Source organism: Kitasatospora sp. NPDC058184 (assembly GCF_042883725.1).
Lineage (GTDB): Bacteria > Actinomycetota > Actinomycetes > Streptomycetales > Streptomycetaceae > Kitasatospora.
Genome location: NZ_JBHVVE010000008.1, coordinates 310,551 through 327,018 on the forward strand (window position 1 = coordinate 310,551; position 16,468 = coordinate 327,018).

Here is a 16,468-nt window from a genome sequence, read left to right on the forward strand (position 1 = left end):
ACGGATACGAGGAAGAACCCCATGTCGAACGACGACAAGCTGCGCGACTACCTCAAGCGCGTCACGGCCGACCTCCAGCAGACCAGGCGCCGCCTGCGCGACGTCGAGGCCCGGCGCACCGAGCCGATCGCCATCGTCGGGATGGCCTGCCGGCTGCCCGGCGGCGTCGCCTCCCCGGCCGACCTGTGGCGCCTGGTCCACGACGGCACCGACGCCATGGCCCCGTTCCCCCGCGACCGGGGGTGGGACGTGGACGGCCTGTACGACCCCGACCCGGACGCCGCCGGGAAGACCTACGCCGAGGAGGGCGGCTTCCTCGCCGACCCGGGCGGCTTCGACGCCGCGCTCTTCGGGATCTCCCCGCGCGAGGCGCTGGCGACGGACCCGCAGCAGCGGCTGCTGCTGGAGGCCTCCTGGGAGGCCCTGGAGCGGGCCGGCATCGACCCGGCCTCGCTCAAGGGGCAGCCGGTCGGCGTCTACGCGGGGCTGATGTACCACGACTACGCGCACCACGTGCTCAACCTCCCGGAGGGCCTGGAGGGGTACTTCGGGATCGGCAACTCGGGCTCCGTCGCCTCCGGCCGGGTCTCCTACACCCTCGGCCTCGAAGGCCCGTCGGTGACGGTGGACACCGCCTGCTCCTCCTCGCTGGTCGCCGTCCACCTGGCCGCGCAGGCGCTGCGCGACGGCGAGTGCACGCTGGCCCTGGCCGGCGGGGTCGCCGTGATGGCCACGCCGGAGGTGTTCGTCGACTTCGCCACCCAGCGCGGCCTGGCGCGCGACAGCCGCTGCAAGGCGTACGCGGACGGCGCCGACGGGACCGGGCTCGCCGAGGGTGTCGCCGTCCTCCTGCTGGAGCGGCTGTCGGACGCCCGGCGGTTGGGGCACGAGGTGCTGGCCGTGGTCCGGGGTTCGGCCGTCAACCAGGACGGCGCGTCCAACGGCCTCACTGCCCCGAACGGCCCCTCGCAGGAGCGGGTGATCCGGGCGGCCCTCGCCAACGCCCGGCTGACGGCGGCGGACGTCGACGCCGTCGAGGGCCACGGGACGGGGACCTCGCTGGGCGACCCGATCGAGGCGCAGGCGGTGCTGGCCACCTACGGGCAGGGCCGTCCGGCCGAACAGCCGCTCTGGCTCGGGTCGTTGAAGTCCAACATCGGCCACACCCAGGCGGCGGCCGGTGCGGCCGGTGTCATCAAGATGGTGGAGGCGCTGCGGCACGGCGTGCTGCCGAAGAGTCTGCACATCGACACACCCACCTCGAAGGTCGACTGGGACTCGGGCGCGGTCGCGCTCCTCACCGAACGCCGTGACTGGCCGGAGGTCGACCGCCCGCGCCGGGCCGCCGTCTCCTCCTTCGGCGTCAGCGGCACCAACGCCCACGTGATCCTGGAGCAGGCCCCGGTCGGGGACGCCCCGCAGCCGGACGCCGAACCGACCGGTGCCGCACTGCCGTTGGTACTGTCGGCCGCCTCCGAGGACGCCCTGCGGGCCCAGGCCGGCGCCTGGGGCCGGCTCCTGGCCGAGCAGCCGGACACCGGCCTGGCCCGTACCGCCCGCACCCTCGTCACCGCGCGGGCCGCGCTGGAGCAGCGCGCCGTGGTGGTGGCCGCCGACCGCGCGGACACGGTGGCGGCGCTGGACGCGGTGGCACGGGGGGAGGAGGCGGCGGGTGTCGTCTCGGGTCGGGCGGAGGTGAGTGGTCGGTCGGTGTTCGTCTTCCCGGGGCAGGGTTCCCAGTGGGTGGGGATGGGGCGTCGGCTGCTCGCGGAGTCGGCGGTGTTCGCGGAGGCGCTCGGTGAGGTCGACAAGGCTCTGAGGGTTTATGTCGACTGGTCGTTGCTGGATGTGGTGAACGAGGTGCCGGGTGCCGCTTCGTTGGAGCGGGTGGATGTGGTGCAGCCGGTGTCGTTCGCGGTGAACGTCGGCCTGGCGCGCCTCTGGGCGTCGCTGGGTGTGGTGCCGGACGCGGTGGTGGGTCACTCGCAGGGGGAGATCGCGGCGGCGCACGTCGCTGGCATCCTCTCGCTGGAGGACGCGGCGGCGGTGGTGGCGTTGCGGTCGCAGGCCATCGCCCGTGGTCTGGCCGGACGCGGCGGCATGGTGTCGATCGGGCTGCCTCTCGCCGAGGTGACCGGCACGCTGCCGGACGGTGTCGAGGTCGCCGCGGTCAACAGCCCCTCCTCGGTGGTCGTGGCCGGTGACCCGGCCGCGCTCGACACCCTGGTGACCGGGTACGAGGAGCAGGGCGTGCGCGTGCGGCGGATCGCCGTCGACTACGCCTCGCACACCTCGCACGTGGAGTCGATCGAGGCCGAACTCGCCGAGCTGCTGGGTTCGGTGAAGCCTCAGCCGGCCGTCGTCCCGTTCCTGTCGACGGTCGAGGGCCGCTGGCTGGAGGGCCCGGAGCTGGACGCGGGGTACTGGTACCGCAACCTGCGGCAGACCGTCCGCTTCGCCGAGGCCGTCGAGACCTTGGCCGGTGACGGTTTCCGGGCGTTCGTCGAGGTCAGCGCCCACCCCGTGCTCGCGCACGCCGTCGTCGAGGCCCTGGAGGAGGCTGTCCAGGCGCCGACCGTCGTCACCGGCACGCTGCGCCGCGAGGACGGCGGCTGGGACCGCGTCCTGCTCGCCGCCGCCGAACTCCACGTGCACGGCCTGCCCGTGGACTGGTCCACGGCCTTCCCGGACGCCGCCCTCCTTCCCGCCTCCGAGCTGCCCACCTACCCCTTCCAGCACCAGCGCTACTGGCTGGAGACCCGCCCCGCCACCGACGTGGGCGCCGCCGGGCTGGCGCCCGTCGGGCACCCGCTGCTGGGCGCGGCGGTGCAGCTGCCCGAGGGCGGGGCGCTCCTCACCGGGCGGCTCGACCCGAAGGACCACCCGTGGCTCGCGGACCACGCCGTCGCCGGTACCGTCCTCGCCCCGGGGGCCGCGCTGCTGGAGCTGGCCTCGCGGGCCGGCGACGAGGCGGGCACGCCCACCGTCGAGGAGCTGGTGATCGAGGCCCCGCTGCTCGTCCCCGGGCGCGGCGCCCTGCACCTGCACCTGCGGGTGGACGCGCCGGAGGACGACGCCGCCGGCGGCCGGCGGCCGTTCGCCCTGTACTCGCGGCCCGAGGACGGCGAGGGCGGTGCCTGGACCAGGCACGCCACCGGTTTCCTGGCGGCCGAGACCGCACCGGAGTTCGACTACGAGGCGTGGCCGCCGGCCGGCGCGGAGCCGGTCGCCCTGGACGGCTTCTACGAGCGGCTGGCGGACCGCGGCTTCGGCTACGGACCGGCGTTCCAGGGGCTGCGGGCCGTCTGGCGGCTCGACGGCGAGGTGCACGCCGAGGTGTCCCTGCCCGCCGGCCGGGCCGCCGAGGACTTCGGCATCCACCCGGTGCTGCTGGACGCCGCTCTGCAGGCCACCAACTTCCTGGGCATCGCCGAGCCGGAGCCGGGCCACGTCCTGCTGCCGTTCGCCTGGAACGACGTGGCCCTGTTCGCCACGCGTCCCACTGCTCTGCGGGTGCACGCCCGGCAGACCGGCCCGCACGCGTTCTCGCTCGTCCTCACCGACCCGACCGGCGGACCGGTGGCCTCGGTCGGCTCCCTGTCGCTGCGGCAGGTGCCGGTCGACCGGCTGGCCGGCCTCGGCGGGGCCGGTACCGACCACCTCTACCAGGTGGGCTGGACGCCTCTCGTCCTCCCCGCCGGCGCGGCTGGTCTCGCCGCCCCGGCGGTGCTGGACCTGACCGCCGGGACGGCCGAGGGGCCCGAGGGCGCCCGGGCGCTGGTCGGCCGGGTCTCGGAGTTCCTGCACCAGGGACTCACCGATCCCGCCCGGAGCGGGGCGCCGCTGGCGGTCGTGACCGGGCCCCCGGACGCGGACCCGGCGGTCAACGCGGTGTGGGGGCTGGTCCGTTCGGTCCAGCAGGAGCAGCCCGGCCGGATCGTGCTCCTCGGCGGCGAGGGGACGGGTTTCCCCGCCGCGGCGGTGGACCCGTCGGTGGTGGGCGGCCTGCTGGCGTCGGGCGAGACCCAGGCGCTCTGGCGCGACGGCGGTGTGGTGGTGCCGCGTCTGGCGCGTGCCTCCGCTCCGGCCTCCGCCGACGGGCACGGCGTCCTGGATCCGGCGGGGACGGTGCTGGTGACGGGTGGTACGGGGACGTTGGGCGGGTTGGTGGCCCGGCATCTGGTGGAGTCGCACGGGGTGCGGCGGCTGCTGTTGGTGAGTCGCCGCGGCGTGGCGGCGCCGGGTGCGGCGGAGTTGGTGGCCGGGCTCGAGGCGCTGGGTGCCGAGGTGGAGGTGGTGGCCGCGGACGTGTCGGACCGTTCGGTGGTCGACGACCTGGTCCGTCGGGTCCCGGTGGAGCGTCCGCTGACGGCGGTGGTGCACACGGCCGGTGCGCTGGCCGACGGTGTGTTCGAGGGGCAGCCCGCCGGGCGGCTGGGGGAGGTGTTCGCGCCGAAGGCGGACGCGGCCTGGCACCTGCACGAGGCGACCGAGGGCCTGGGTCTGGCGGCCTTCGTCCTCTTCTCCTCCGGCGCCAGTGTGTTCGGGAACGCCGGGCAGAGCCTGTACGGGTCGGCGAACGGCTTCCTGGACGGCCTGGCGGGGTGGCGTCGTGAGCGCGGTCTGCCGGCGGTCTCACTGGCCTGGGGCCTGTGGGCTCAGGCGAGTGGGCTGACCGGGCACCTGGACGAGGCGGACCGGGCCCGGCTGGCCCGGGGTGGTCTCAAGGCCCTGGCGACGGAGGAGGCGCTGGCGCTGTTCGATGCCGCGTTGCGTTCTCCGGAGGCGGTGCTGGTCCCGACCCGGTTGGACCGTGAGGCGCTGCGCGGGCAGGCGGCGGGCGGCGAGTTGAACCCGCTGCTGCGCGGCCTGGTCCGCACCCCCCGGCGCACCGCCGCCACCGGTGCGCCCGCCGACGACGCGGCGGACTTCGCCGCCCGGCTGGCCGCGCTGCCGGAGCGCGAGCAGCACCGCGAGGTCCTCGACCTGGTGCGCTCCGCCGCCGCCGCCGTCCTCGGGCACCCGTCCAAGAACGCCGTCGCCGCCGCCCAGGCCTTCAAGGAGGCCGGGTTCGACTCGCTCGGCGCGGTGCAGCTGCGCAACCGGCTGGCCCGGGCGACGGGCGTCCGGCTCCCGGCGACCCTGGTCTTCGACCACCCGACCCCGCTCGCGCTCGCCCGCCACCTGCGGTCCGAGCTGCTGCCGGAGCCGGTGGCGGGCCCGGCGGCCGTGCCCCCCGAGCCGCGCGCGGCCGGCCCGGACGCGGGACCGGTGCCCGTGGACGGGCCCGCCATCGCGGACCTGGACATCGACGGCCTCGTCGCCCGCGCCCTGCGCGGCCGCGGCTGAACCGCCCGCCCGACCGCGCCCGACCCGACCGTGCCCGACCCGTCCGCGCCCGACCCGACCGCGCGGACCCACCGCGCAGACCCACCGAGCCGACGCACCGCGCTCACCGACCCGCGCCCGTTCGTCCGCGCTCGGCGCCCGGCGCACCATCCGAAAGGCTGACATGACCACCACCACCAACGACGGCGCGGCCGCCCTCGACCAGACGGCGAGGCTGGTCGAGGCACTGCGGGCCGCGCTCCAGGACAACGAACAACTCGCCTCCGAGAAGGCCGCGTTGGAGGCGGCGGCCGGTGAGCCGATCGCCATCGTCGGGATGGCCTGCCGGCTGCCGGGCGACATCGCCTCCCCGGCCGACCTGTGGCAGCTGGTCGCCGACGGACGCGACGGCGTGGCCGAGTTCCCCGAGGACCGCGGCTGGGACCTCGACGGACTCTTCGACCCCGACCCGGACCGGCCCGGCCGCTCCTACGTCCGCGAGGGCGGATTCCTGCACGGCGCCGCCGACTTCGACGCCGCCTTCTTCGGGATCTCGCCGCGCGAGGCGCTCGCCATGGACCCGCAGCAGCGGCTCCTGCTGGAGACCTCCTGGGAGGCCCTGGAGCGGGCCGGCCTGGACCCGGCGGGCCTGCGCGGCACGGCCGTCGGCGTGTTCTCCGGCGTCATGTACCACGACTACGCCACCGGACTGCGAAGCGTGCCCGCCGGGCTCGAAGGCTTCCTCGCCACCGGCACCTCCGGCTCCGTGGCCTCGGGCCGGGTCGCCTACACGCTCGGCCTGGAGGGGCCCGCGATCACCGTCGACACCGCCTGCTCCTCCTCGCTGGTCGCCGTCCACCTGGCCGCCCAGTCGCTGCGCAGCGGCGAGTCCACGCTGGCGCTGGCCGGCGGCGTCGCGGTGATGTCCCAGCCCTCGCCGTTCGTGGAGTTCTCCCGGCAGCGCGGCCTGGCGACCGACGGGCGCTGCAAGGCCTTCGCGGACGCCGCCGACGGCACCGGCTGGGCGGAGGGCGTGGCCGTCCTCGTCCTGGAGCGGCTGTCGGACGCCCGGCGGCTGGGGCACGAGGTGCTGGCCGTGGTCCGGGGTTCGGCCGTCAACCAGGACGGCGCGTCCAACGGCCTCACCGCGCCCAACGGGCCCGCCCAGCAGCGGGTGATCCGGGCAGCTCTCGCCAACGCCCGGCTGACGGCGGCGGACGTCGACGCCGTCGAGGGCCACGGCACCGGCACCCCGCTGGGCGACCCGATCGAGGCGCAGGCGGTGCTGGCGACGTACGGGCAGGGCCGACCGGCCGAACAGCCGCTCTGGCTGGGGTCGTTGAAGTCCAACATCGGCCACACCCAGGCCGCCTCCGGCGTCGCCGGCGTGATCAAGGTGGTCGAGGCGCTGCGCCACGGCGTGCTGCCGCGCACCCTCCACGTGGACGCGCCGACCACCCAGGTCGACTGGTCGGCCGGGGAGGTGCGGCTGCTGACGGAGGCCCGGCCGTGGCCGGCGGCCGACCGCCCGCGCCGGGCCGCCGTGTCGGCCTTCGGGGTGAGCGGCACCAACGCCCACGTCATCCTGGAGGAGGCGCCCGCCGCAAAGCCCGCCGCCGAGCCCACCGCCCCCGAGGCCGCCGCCGTCCCCTGGCTGCTGTCCGCCGCTTCCACCGGCGCCCTGCGCGCCCAGGCGGAGCGGCTGCTCGACTACACCGAGGCACGCGGCCCGGCACCCGCCGACGCGGCCCGCACGCTGGCCGAGGCCCGGACCCTGCTGGCGCACCGCGCCGTCGTGGTGGCCGACGCGCTCGACGGTCACCGCACCGGCCTGGCCGCGCTCGCGGGCGACGCCGCCTCGCCCGCCCTGATCACCGGCACGGCGGACGTCGCCGGGCAGACCGTCTTCGTCTTCCCGGGCCAGGGTTCCCAGTGGGCGGGGATGGGGCGTCGGCTGCTCGCCGAGTCCGCGGTCTTCGCGGAGGCGCTCGGTGAGGTCGACAAGGCCTTGACGTCCTATGTCGACTGGTCGTTGCTGGATGTGGTGAACCAGGTGCCGGGTGCCGCTTCGCTGGACCGGGTGGATGTGGTGCAGCCGGTGTCGTTCGCGGTGAACGTCGGCCTGGCGCGCCTCTGGGCGTCGCTGGGCGTGGTGCCGGACGCGGTGGTCGGCCACTCCCAGGGCGAGATCGCGGCGGCGCACGTCGCCGGCATCCTCTCCCTGGACGACGCGGCGGCCGTGGTCGCGCTGCGGTCGCAGGCCATCGCGCGGGGTCTGGCGGGCCGGGGCGGCATGGTCTCGGTCGGCCTTCCCCGGGAGCGGGTGGCGGGCGCGCTGCCGGACGGCGTCGAGATCGCGGCCGTGAACGGCCCCTCCTCGGTGGTCGTCGCCGGTGACCCGGCCGCGCTCGACACCCTGGTGACCGGGTACGAGGAGCAGGGCGTGCGGGTGCGCCGGATCCCGGTGGACTACGCCTCGCACACCTCGCACGTGGAGTCCATCGAGGCCGAACTCGCCGAGCTGCTGGGCTCGGTGAAGCCCCAGCCCGCCGCGATTCCCTTCCTCTCCACCGTCGAGAACCGCTGGCTGGAGGGTCCGGAGCTGGACGCGGGGTACTGGTACCGCAACCTGCGGCAGACCGTCCGCTTCGCCGAGGCCGTCGAGACCCTCGCCGCCGCCGAGTACCGGGCGTTCGTCGAGGTCAGCGCCCACCCCGTACTCGCCCACGGCATCGTCGAGGCCCTGGAGGCGGCCTCCGTGCGCGACGCGGCCGTCACCGGCACCCTGCGGCGCGACGAGGGCGGCTGGGACCGCGTCCTGCTCTCGGCCGCCGCGCTGCACGTCCGCGGCGTGGAGGTCGACTGGTCGGCCTCCTACGCGGGCGCCGGCACCCTCCCCGCCTCCGAGCTTCCGACCTACCCCTTCCAACACCGGCACTACTGGCTGGAGTCGGTGCCCGTGACGACCACCCCCGCAGGAGATTCCCCGATGGCCACCGAGACCGAGCCCGACACCACCACCGAGGAGGCGCCCGGCGCCGTCCTCGCCCGCCGGCTGGCGGACGCCGACCCGGGGGAGCGCCTGGCCGTGCTGGTCGACGTGGTCCGCACGGAGGTCGCGGCCGTCCTCGGGCACGAGGGCACCGACGAGATCGGGGCGGACGCCGTCTTCTTCGACATCGGCTTCGTCTCGCTGACCGCCGTCGAGCTGCGCAACCGCCTCCAGAACGTCACCGGGCTCGAACTGCCCGCCCTGCTCGCCTTCGACCAGCCCACCCCGGAGCGGATCGCCGGCCACCTCCTCTCCCTGCTCGACGAGACCGGCTCCGGCGAGACCGCGCCCGACGAGACCGAAGCCTCCGAGACCGTGCCCGCCGAGCAGCGGACCGAAGGGAAGTGACCGCCGTGTTCAACACCGCCGCCTACCTCAAGGCCCTCGACTACGACGGCCCGCTCGACCCCACCGCCGACACCCTGCGCGAGCTGCACCGGCGCCACCTGATCGCCATCCCGTACGACTCCTCGCTCAACACCGCCCGCGGCGAGGCCCTGTGGGCGGGCGTCGACATCGACGTCGACGCCGTGTTCGACGCCGTCGTGCTCGGCGGCCGGGGCGGCGTCTGCTACGAACTGAACGGGCTCTTCCTCGCGCTGCTGCGCGAACTCGGCTACGAGACCGGGCTGTTCTCGGCCGGGATCCGTCAGGTGGACGACAGCTTCGGGCCGGACCTGGAGCACGTCCTCGGCTTCGTCCGGCTGGACGGCGACCTCTGGCTGGTCGACGTCGGCTTCGTCGGCCCGTCCTACCTGGAGCCGCTGCGGGTGGTGCCCGACGAGGTGCAGCCGCAGTTCGGCACCGACTTCCGCGTCGTGCGCGCGGACACCGGCCACCACGTGGTGCAGCGCCGGGGCCGGGTCGGCGACTGGCGCGCCGTCTACCGGTTCCACCCGCGGCCGCGCGCCTTCGCGGACTGGCTGGTCCCCTCGCCGGAGTTGGACCGGTTCGCCCGGGCCCTGGCCGGCTCCGGCATCGTGGTGCGCGGCCGGGCCTTCGAGGGCGGCCAGCGGATCCTGATCGGCACCCGCCTGGTCGTCGTCGAGGACGGCACCGAGCGGCTGCGCGGCCTCGCCGACCCGGAGGAGCACGCCCGGGTGCTCGCCGAGATCCTGCGGAAGGACGCGGCCACCGCATGAGCACCCCCGTCCACACCGAGACCGCCGCCACCGCCGCCGTGGGCAACGGCGACGGCTTCGACACCGACGTCGCGATCGTCGGCTACGGGCCGGTCGGCCAGACCGCCGCCCTGCTGCTGGCCGCCCGCGGCCACCGGGTCACCGTCCTGGAGCGCTTCCCCCGGCCGTACCCGATGCCGCGGGCGGTCTCCTTCGACGGCGAGTCCGCCCGCATCCTCGCCGCCACCGGCGTGGGCGCGGCCCTGGACGAGCACGTCGAGTCCTCCCGGGACTACGTCTGGCACAACGCCGACGGGCAGACCCTCTTCCGGGTGGACGTCGAGGACGCCGGCCGCTCCGGCTGGCCCGACTCCAGCGCCGTCTACCAGCCGGGCTTGGAGGCCGCGCTGGCCGCCCACGGCGAGCGGTACCCCACGCTGCGCGTCCTGCGCGGCCACCGGGTGACGGCGCTCGCCGACCGCGGCGACGCGGTCACGCTCACGGTCGAAGGACCGCGGACAGGACCGTCGGGCGGACCGCTCACCGCCCGCTGGGTGATCGGCTGCGACGGCGCCAACAGCGTGGTGCGCGAGGAGGCCGGGCTGACCGCCACCGACTTCGCGTTCTTCAACGACTGGCTGACCTGCGACGTCGTCCCGCACGACGGCCGGGAGTTCGTCCCCAACAACCTCCAGGTCTGCGACCCGGCCCGGCCGCGCACCGCCGTCTCCGCCGGGCCGGGCCACCGGCGCTGGGAGTTCATGCGGCTCGACCACGAGCAGCCCGAGGAGTTCGGCGGCGAGGCCAACGTCTGGAAGCTGCTCTCGCTGTTCGACATCGACCCCGGCAACGCCACCCTGCTGCGGCACGCCGTCTACACCTTCCAGGCGCGCTACGCGGACCAGTGGCGACGCGGCCGGGTGCTGATCGCCGGGGACGCCGCCCACCTGATGCCGCCGTTCGCCGGGCAGGGCATGTGCTCGGGCCTCCGGGACGCCGCCAACCTCGCCTGGAAGCTGGACCTGGTGCTCACCGGCCGGGCCGGCGAAGGGCTGCTCGACAGCTACACCGCCGAGCGGCGCGAGCACGTGCGGCACGCGCTCACCATGTCGATGGACCTGGGCCGGGTCATCTGCCAGACCGACCCGGCCGCGGCCCGCGACCGCGACACCGTCATGCTGGCCGCCCAGGAGCGCGCCCGGCGCGGCGCGGAGGTCGGCGCGGCCCGGCCGCGCACCCCGGTCCAGCCGCTCACGGCGGGCCTGCGGCACGGCGGCGGCCCGGCCGGCGACCTGGTCGTCCAGGGGCGGGTGACGGCGGCCGGCCGGCCCGCCGGGCTCTTCGACGACGTGGTGGGGCGCGGCTTCGTGCTGCTCACCACCGAGCCGCCGGAGAGCCTGCTCACCGCCGGGGACCGCGCCTGGCTGGCCGACCTCGGCGGCCACGCGGTGAGGGTGCTCGCGGCCGCCGACGAGGAGCCCCCGGCGGGCGCGGTGGGCGACACCGACGGGGTGTACCTGCCGTACCTGGCCGAGGCCGGGGCGGTCGCGGTGCTGGTCCGGCCCGACTTCTACGTCTACGGCGCGGCGGCGGACCGGACGGAGCTGGCAACGCTCCTCGAAGCGCTCCGCACCGACCTCGCTCCCTGACGGCCCGTCCGCCGGAACCCGCCGGAACCCGCAGGGAGTTGACCGCCTCCTCCCGCGCACGTGCTGACGGCCCGCTCCCCCTCCGCGTGGAGGAGCGGGCCGTCGGTCCGGGTGGGCGGTCCTCAGACCGCCACGGGCGCCCGCCGGGCGGAGTGCTCCAGCAGGATCTCCGCCACCACGCGCGCCAGGTCGAGGGTCTGGCGCCCGTTCAGCCGCGGGTCGCAGCCGGTCAGGTAGCGCTCGGGGAGCTGCTCCTCGCGCAGGTCCTCGCGACCGCCGAGGCACTCGGTCACGTCGTCGCCGGTCAGTTCCAGGTGCAGGCCGCCGGGGTGGCCGCCTATCGCCCGGTGCACGGCGAAGTACCCGCTCACCTCGGCGGCGATCCGGTCGAAGCGGCGGGTCTTCAGCCCGCCGGCCGCCGTCTCGGTGTTGCCGTGCATCGGGTCGCAGAGCCAGACCACCGGGTGTCCCGCGTCCGCCACCGCCTCCACCAGCGGCGGCAGCACGTCGGACACCCGGTCCGCGCCCATCCGGCTGATCAGCGTCAGCCGGCCGGGGACGCGGTCCGGGTCCAGCGCCTCGGCGTAGGCGACGGCCTGCTCCGGGGTGGTGGACGGGCCCAGCTTGAGGCCCAGCGGGTTGGCGATCCGGCGGGCCAGGGCGACGTGCGCGCCGTCGAGCTCGCGGGTCCGCTCGCCGATCCACAGGAAGTGGCCGGACAGCGCGTACCCGTCGCGCACCAGCGGCACCTCGTAGTCGAGCAGCAGGGCCTCGTGACCGGCGAACAGCTCGGTGCGGGTCGCGTCGGCCACCGAGTCCAGCACGTCGAGCGCGGCGCCGGCGCCGTCGTACGCGGTGAGCATCCGCCGCGGGTCCGGTGTGCGGGCCTCGGCCGTCGCCGCGAGGCCGTTGACGATGTCGCCCCGGTAGGAGGGCAGCCCGTCCGGGCCAGTCGGGCTGGAGCGCGGCTTGGCGTACTGCCCGGCGACGCGTCCGACCGGCACCACCGGCAGGCCGGAGGCGACCTCGAACAGGGTCGCGCAGTGCAGCAGGGCGTGCAGGTTGGCGCGCACGTGCTCGGGGGTGTTGCCGGCGAAGGTCTCGGCGCAGTCCCCGCCCTGGACGACCAGGGCCCGGCCGAGCGCGGCCTCGGCCAGGCGCTCCCGGAGCCGGTCCACGGCGGCGGGCTCCACCAGGGGCGGCAGGGCGCCGAGCGCGGCGCGCACCTCGCGCACCCGTTCCTGATCGGGCCACCGCGGTTGCTGGCCGGCGGTCAGGCCCGCCAGGGCCCGGGCGAGGTCGGGCCCGGTGCCGTCGTGCACCGTCAGGCTGGTGGCGGTCGGCGTGGTCATCGGCGTCGTCATCCCGTCTTCCTCAGGTTGGCCCACAGATCGGCGGGCAGGTCCTTGCGTCGGCGTACCCCGAGCTTGCGGTAGACCCGGGTGAGGTGCTGTTCCACGGTGCTCGCCGTGACGTACAGGCGTCCGGCGATCTCGCGGTTGGTGTAGCCGAGTACGGCGAGCGAGGCGACCCGCCGCTCGGACTCGGTGAGCGCGTCGACCCCGCCCGGCTCCCGTGCGTCGGCGGCGGGGCCGCTCTCGCCGAGGTCCGCCGAGACCGACAGCAGCTCCTGGACGAGCGGCCGCAGGGCGCACATGTTCGCCACGTGCAGGGCCTGGCGCAGCAGCAGCCGGGCCCGGCGCCTGTTGCCGGAGCCCTGGTGCACCCGGCTCAGGTCGGTGAGCACCCGCACCTGCTCGTAGCGGTCGCCGGAGGCCTCGGTGAGGTCGACGGCCTCGGTGAGCAGGGGGCCGCGCCGCCCGGCCGGCCCGGCCGCGGCGAGCAGCCGCAGCGCCGGGCCGCGGTTGTGCGGCAGGTCGGCGTCGGCCCGGCTGAGCTGTTCGTGGATCAGCCGCCAGGCGCGGTCCCGGTTGTCCAGCCGCAGCCAGGCGTCGGCGGCCTGGGTGCGCCAGGGCACCACCCCGGCGCCGTCCAGGCCCCAGGTGCGCAGCAGTTCGCCGCAGGACAGGAAGTCGGCGAGTGCCGCGTGGCCGTGCCGGGTGGCCTGGTAGTGCTCGCCGCGGGCGAACAGGTAGTGCAGCCCGTACAGGCTCTGGAACATCGCCTCACCGACGGCGTGGGTGAGGTGCTTGGCGGCCGAGCGGTGCTCGCCGGTGCGGCTCTCGGCGATGACCAGCGTGCCCAGCGGCAGGCCCACCGCGATGCCCCAGGAGGTGGGGCTGAGGTGGGTCAGCGCGGCCCGGCTGTGCTCGGCCGCCGTGGTCGGCTCGCCGAGCCGCAGGGCCGCCTCGGCGTGCGCCGCCGAGTACAGGGCCGTCGCGGTCGGGGCCTCGCGGCGCGCGGCGGTGCCGAGCAGCCGTTGGCTCCAGACCGCCGCGGTGTCGGCGCGCCCGGCCTGGAGCAGCACCCGCAGCGCGAGCAGCGCGGCCTCCTCGGCCCACGCGGTGCGGCCGTGCAGGTGGGCGTCGTGCAGCACCTGCTGGGCGTGGTCGACGGTCTCCGTGGCCCGTCCCCGGGTGAGCGCCCCGGCGAGCGCGGCGGCGGCCCGCAGCTGCGGGTCGACGTCCGGGGCGACCGTGTGCCGCAGGTCGGCGGGCAGCACCGGGACGCGGCGGCCCCGGGCCAGGCCCGGGTGGGTGTAGGCGAGCCAGGTCTCGACGTCGCGCAGCGCGCCCGTCTCGGCGGGGGAGGCCGGTCCGGCCGGTCCGGTCCGGGCGCGCAGCAGGTCCAGGACGGCCAGCGCCTCCTCGCCGCGGCCGTGCCACAGCAGGTACCGGACGAGGACGAGCGCCTCGGCGAGCCCGAGGTGCCCGGCCCGGACCGCGGCGGTGAGCGGCACCAGGTGCCGGGCCGCCGCCGAGGGGTTGAGCTGCCACTCGGCCTGCGCCAGCCGGTGCCGGAGCACCGCCCGGTCGTTCTCCTCGGCGGCCTCCTTGTGGGCCAGGCTCAGGCAGGCGACGGCGGTGCGGTGACGGTGGTCGAGCAGGGCGTGCTCGGCCGCCTCGGTCAGCGCGGCGACCGCCCACGGCGCGGGCGCCCGCCCGGCCTCGACCAGGTGCCGGGCCACCTCGGCGGCGGGGCTGCCCGTCTCGTGGGCCAACTGGGCGGCCCGCAGCCGCAGTTCGGTGCGCTCGTGCGGGGCGAGGTCCTCCAGGACGGCGGCGCGGGCGGCCGCGGTGCGCAGCCGTCCCTCGCCGTCCAGCAGCCCGGCGGCGGTGAGCGTGGCGCGGGTCCGGGCGACCGCGTCGGCGCTCTCCCGCTCGCCGAGCAGCCGGGCCACGTCCTCGGCCGGGGCCTCCTCGCCGAGCACGGCCTGGGCCTGGACGACCCGCAGCACGCCGGGGCCGGCCCGGTGGAGGCAGCTCAGCAGGGCCGGGCCGTAGCGCGGTTCGGGCTCGTCGGCGCGGTCGAGGTGCTCCTCGACGAGGGCGTGCAGCAGCAGCGGGTTGCCGCCGGCCACGTCCACCAGGCCGGGGCCGCGGTGCCGGGCGTCCTCCTCGCCCAGGCCCTCGGTGACCAGGCGCAGCGCGCCGGCCCGGGACAGCGGGGCCAGTGCGAGGCGGTGCGCGTGCGGGTGGCGCAGCAGTTCGGCGTGCAGCCGGCGCCGCGCGGGCCACGGGGTGCTGCCGTCGGTGAGGACCAGCAGCACCCGGCTCTGCGGCAGGTGGCGGACGAGGTGGCGCAGGAAGTGCAGGGACGCCTCGTCGGCGTGGCCGATGTCCTCGACGCAGAGCAGCACCGGGGTGTCGGCGGCGGCCGCGAGCAGGGCGGTGGTCAGGTCGCGGCAGGCGCGCAGCAGCGCCGGCGACGGTGCGCCGGCCGGGTCGCCGGCCGCGCCGCTGCCGTTGAGGGCGGCGCCGTTGAGGGCGGCGCCGCGGGCACTGTCGGCCGGGTCGGCGAGGACGGCCGGGTCGGCCAGCGCGGCCAGCCGCTCGGCGTGCTTGGCGGGCCAGCCGGGGGAGTGGGCGATCCGGTCGGCGATCCCGAAGGGCAGGTCCCGCTCCTGGGCGGAACAGCCCGCGCCCACGACCAGGACTCCGCGCTCGGCGGCCCGGGCGGTGAACACCCGCAGCAGCTCGCTCTTGCCGCTGCCGAGGGGTCCGTCGACCAGTGCCACCCGGCCCGCGCGGCCGAGACATTCGGCGAGCAGGTGGTCGAGTCTGTCGATGTGCGCGTCACGTTCCAGCAGGGAAGGCACCGGGTACCCCCGACCTCGTCTCTTGTAGGCGTCCGGCCGCCGGTCCCCGGCGGCTCCCCCGGGGCGGTGGCGATGGCCACCCGCTCCCGGTCGAACCCATCATGGGGACACCCCGCCCATCGCCCGGGAACTGATCGCTCATGGGCGGGCCACTGCCGCCGGGGCGGCCGGGTGGGCAGGGCTGGTCCAGGGTCCTGACGATCTTTCATCGTCCCTGCTCAGGGGCGTGGAGGAGGACGAGTGGGCGGGTGAGGGGCCGACCGGAGGCGTGGCGGAGGCCGGCCGCGATGCCGGTGCGGCCGTGGTCGCGGAGGGTGTTGATCGCGGACGGCGTTGATCGCGGGGTCGCGCGGGGTCGCCGTGTTCCCGGGCCCGTGGCCGGTGCTGATCTCGGGGGCGTCCTCGCGGAAGGCGGTGTCGCGGACGGAGCGGAGCCGGGGTCTCGACCATGCGGATCACGCGGTCCACGGGGATCACGCGGTCCACGGGGATCCACCGGCAACGCCGGCCGGTCCAGCAGGCCGGCGCCGTTACGACGCCCCCATGGCCCGCACGCCTGCCCGATCACCGCGACGTCGAATCAGCCCGGCCGGTCGGCGGCGGCGAATTCGCCTCGGGGAATACCGGCAGGGGGGTCGCCATCGATAGCGTAGATCGAAGTCGACGTGCGGTCAACGGAAGGCCCCGGATCGATCTGATGTACCATCGGGCACATTCTCCGGAATGGCTTTCTCCGGAATCGCAGGGAATCAAGGGGGTAGGGGTGCGATTCAACGTTCTGGGGCCGCTTGAAGTGCTCTCCGACGGCACCGACGTGCCCATTCGCGGCCTGCAGCAGAGGGCTCTGCTCGGTGTTCTGCTGCTCCGCGCGAATAGCGTGGTGGGTATCAACGAGATAGTCGCCGCACTCTGGGGCGATGACCGTCCGTCCACGGCGCGGAAAATGGTGCAGAACTCGGTGGCCGGGCTGCGCCGCGCATTCCAGGCGGTCGGGGAGCCGGCGGACGGGAAACCCGCGCTGAATACCACTGTGCCCGGATACGTGCTCAGAATCGAGCCTGAACAGCTCGATCTCACGGAATTTCATGAGCTTGTCACA

The 16,468-nt window shown here is 75.9% G+C and carries 5 protein-coding genes and 2 pseudogenes; 4 read left to right on the top strand and 3 right to left on the bottom strand.

What is annotated here, in order from left to right:
• Positions 1-33: 33 nt before the first annotated feature.
• From ACFVXH_RS18270 to ACFVXH_RS18285, 4 genes and pseudogenes are all read left to right on the top strand, one after another.
• Positions 34-5,349: pseudogene (locus ACFVXH_RS18270) on the top strand (SDR family NAD(P)-dependent oxidoreductase); the annotation flags it as partial.
• Positions 5,350-5,632: 283 nt separating this feature from the next.
• Positions 5,633-8,728: pseudogene (locus tag ACFVXH_RS18275) on the top strand (type I polyketide synthase); the annotation flags it as partial.
• Positions 8,725-9,522 carry an arylamine N-acetyltransferase gene (locus tag ACFVXH_RS18280; protein ID WP_387824818.1) on the top strand — a complete coding sequence of 266 codons (798 nt, stop codon included), beginning with the start codon at positions 8,725-8,727 and terminating at the stop codon, positions 9,520-9,522. The pseudogene ACFVXH_RS18275 and the gene ACFVXH_RS18280, both read left to right, overlap by 4 nt.
• Positions 9,519-11,150, top strand: coding sequence for a bifunctional 3-(3-hydroxy-phenyl)propionate/3-hydroxycinnamic acid hydroxylase (locus ACFVXH_RS18285; RefSeq protein ID WP_387824821.1), 1,632 nt, complete (start codon positions 9,519-9,521; stop codon positions 11,148-11,150). Before ACFVXH_RS18280 ends, ACFVXH_RS18285 begins: the two co-directional genes overlap by 4 nt.
• 122 nt (positions 11,151-11,272) lie before the next feature.
• Here ACFVXH_RS18285 and ACFVXH_RS18290 read toward each other — a convergent pair whose 3' ends face one another.
• The 3 genes from ACFVXH_RS18290 to ACFVXH_RS18300 all read right to left on the bottom strand — a co-directional run bounded on the left by ACFVXH_RS18290 (position 11,273) and on the right by ACFVXH_RS18300 (position 16,456).
• The gene (locus tag ACFVXH_RS18290) at positions 11,273-12,514 is read right to left on the bottom strand and encodes a 3-deoxy-7-phosphoheptulonate synthase (protein WP_387824824.1); all 1,242 of its coding nucleotides are present in this window, start codon (positions 12,512-12,514) and stop codon (positions 11,273-11,275) included.
• Positions 12,511-15,369 (bottom strand): AAA family ATPase, encoded by a 2,859-nt coding sequence (locus ACFVXH_RS18295; RefSeq protein ID WP_387824827.1) that lies wholly within the window; start codon positions 15,367-15,369, stop codon positions 12,511-12,513. The genes ACFVXH_RS18290 and ACFVXH_RS18295 overlap by 4 nt, the downstream gene beginning before the upstream one ends.
• 580 nt (positions 15,370-15,949) lie before the next feature.
• The gene (locus ACFVXH_RS18300; protein WP_387824830.1) at positions 15,950-16,456 is read right to left on the bottom strand and encodes a hypothetical protein; all 507 of its coding nucleotides are present in this window, start codon (positions 16,454-16,456) and stop codon (positions 15,950-15,952) included.
• Between the last annotated feature and the right edge of the window lie 12 nt (positions 16,457-16,468).

Excerpts from the sequence above, each read along its gene's own strand:
- ACFVXH_RS18285 (WP_387824821.1), top strand. The coding sequence starts at position 9,519 with ATGAGCACCCCCGTCCACACCGAGACCGCCGCCACCGCCGCCGTGGGC.
- ACFVXH_RS18290 (WP_387824824.1), bottom strand. The coding sequence starts at position 12,514 with ATGACGACGCCGATGACCACGCCGACCGCCACCAGCCTGACGGTGCAC.
- ACFVXH_RS18300 (WP_387824830.1), bottom strand. The coding sequence starts at position 16,456 with ATGAAATTCCGTGAGATCGAGCTGTTCAGGCTCGATTCTGAGCACGTA.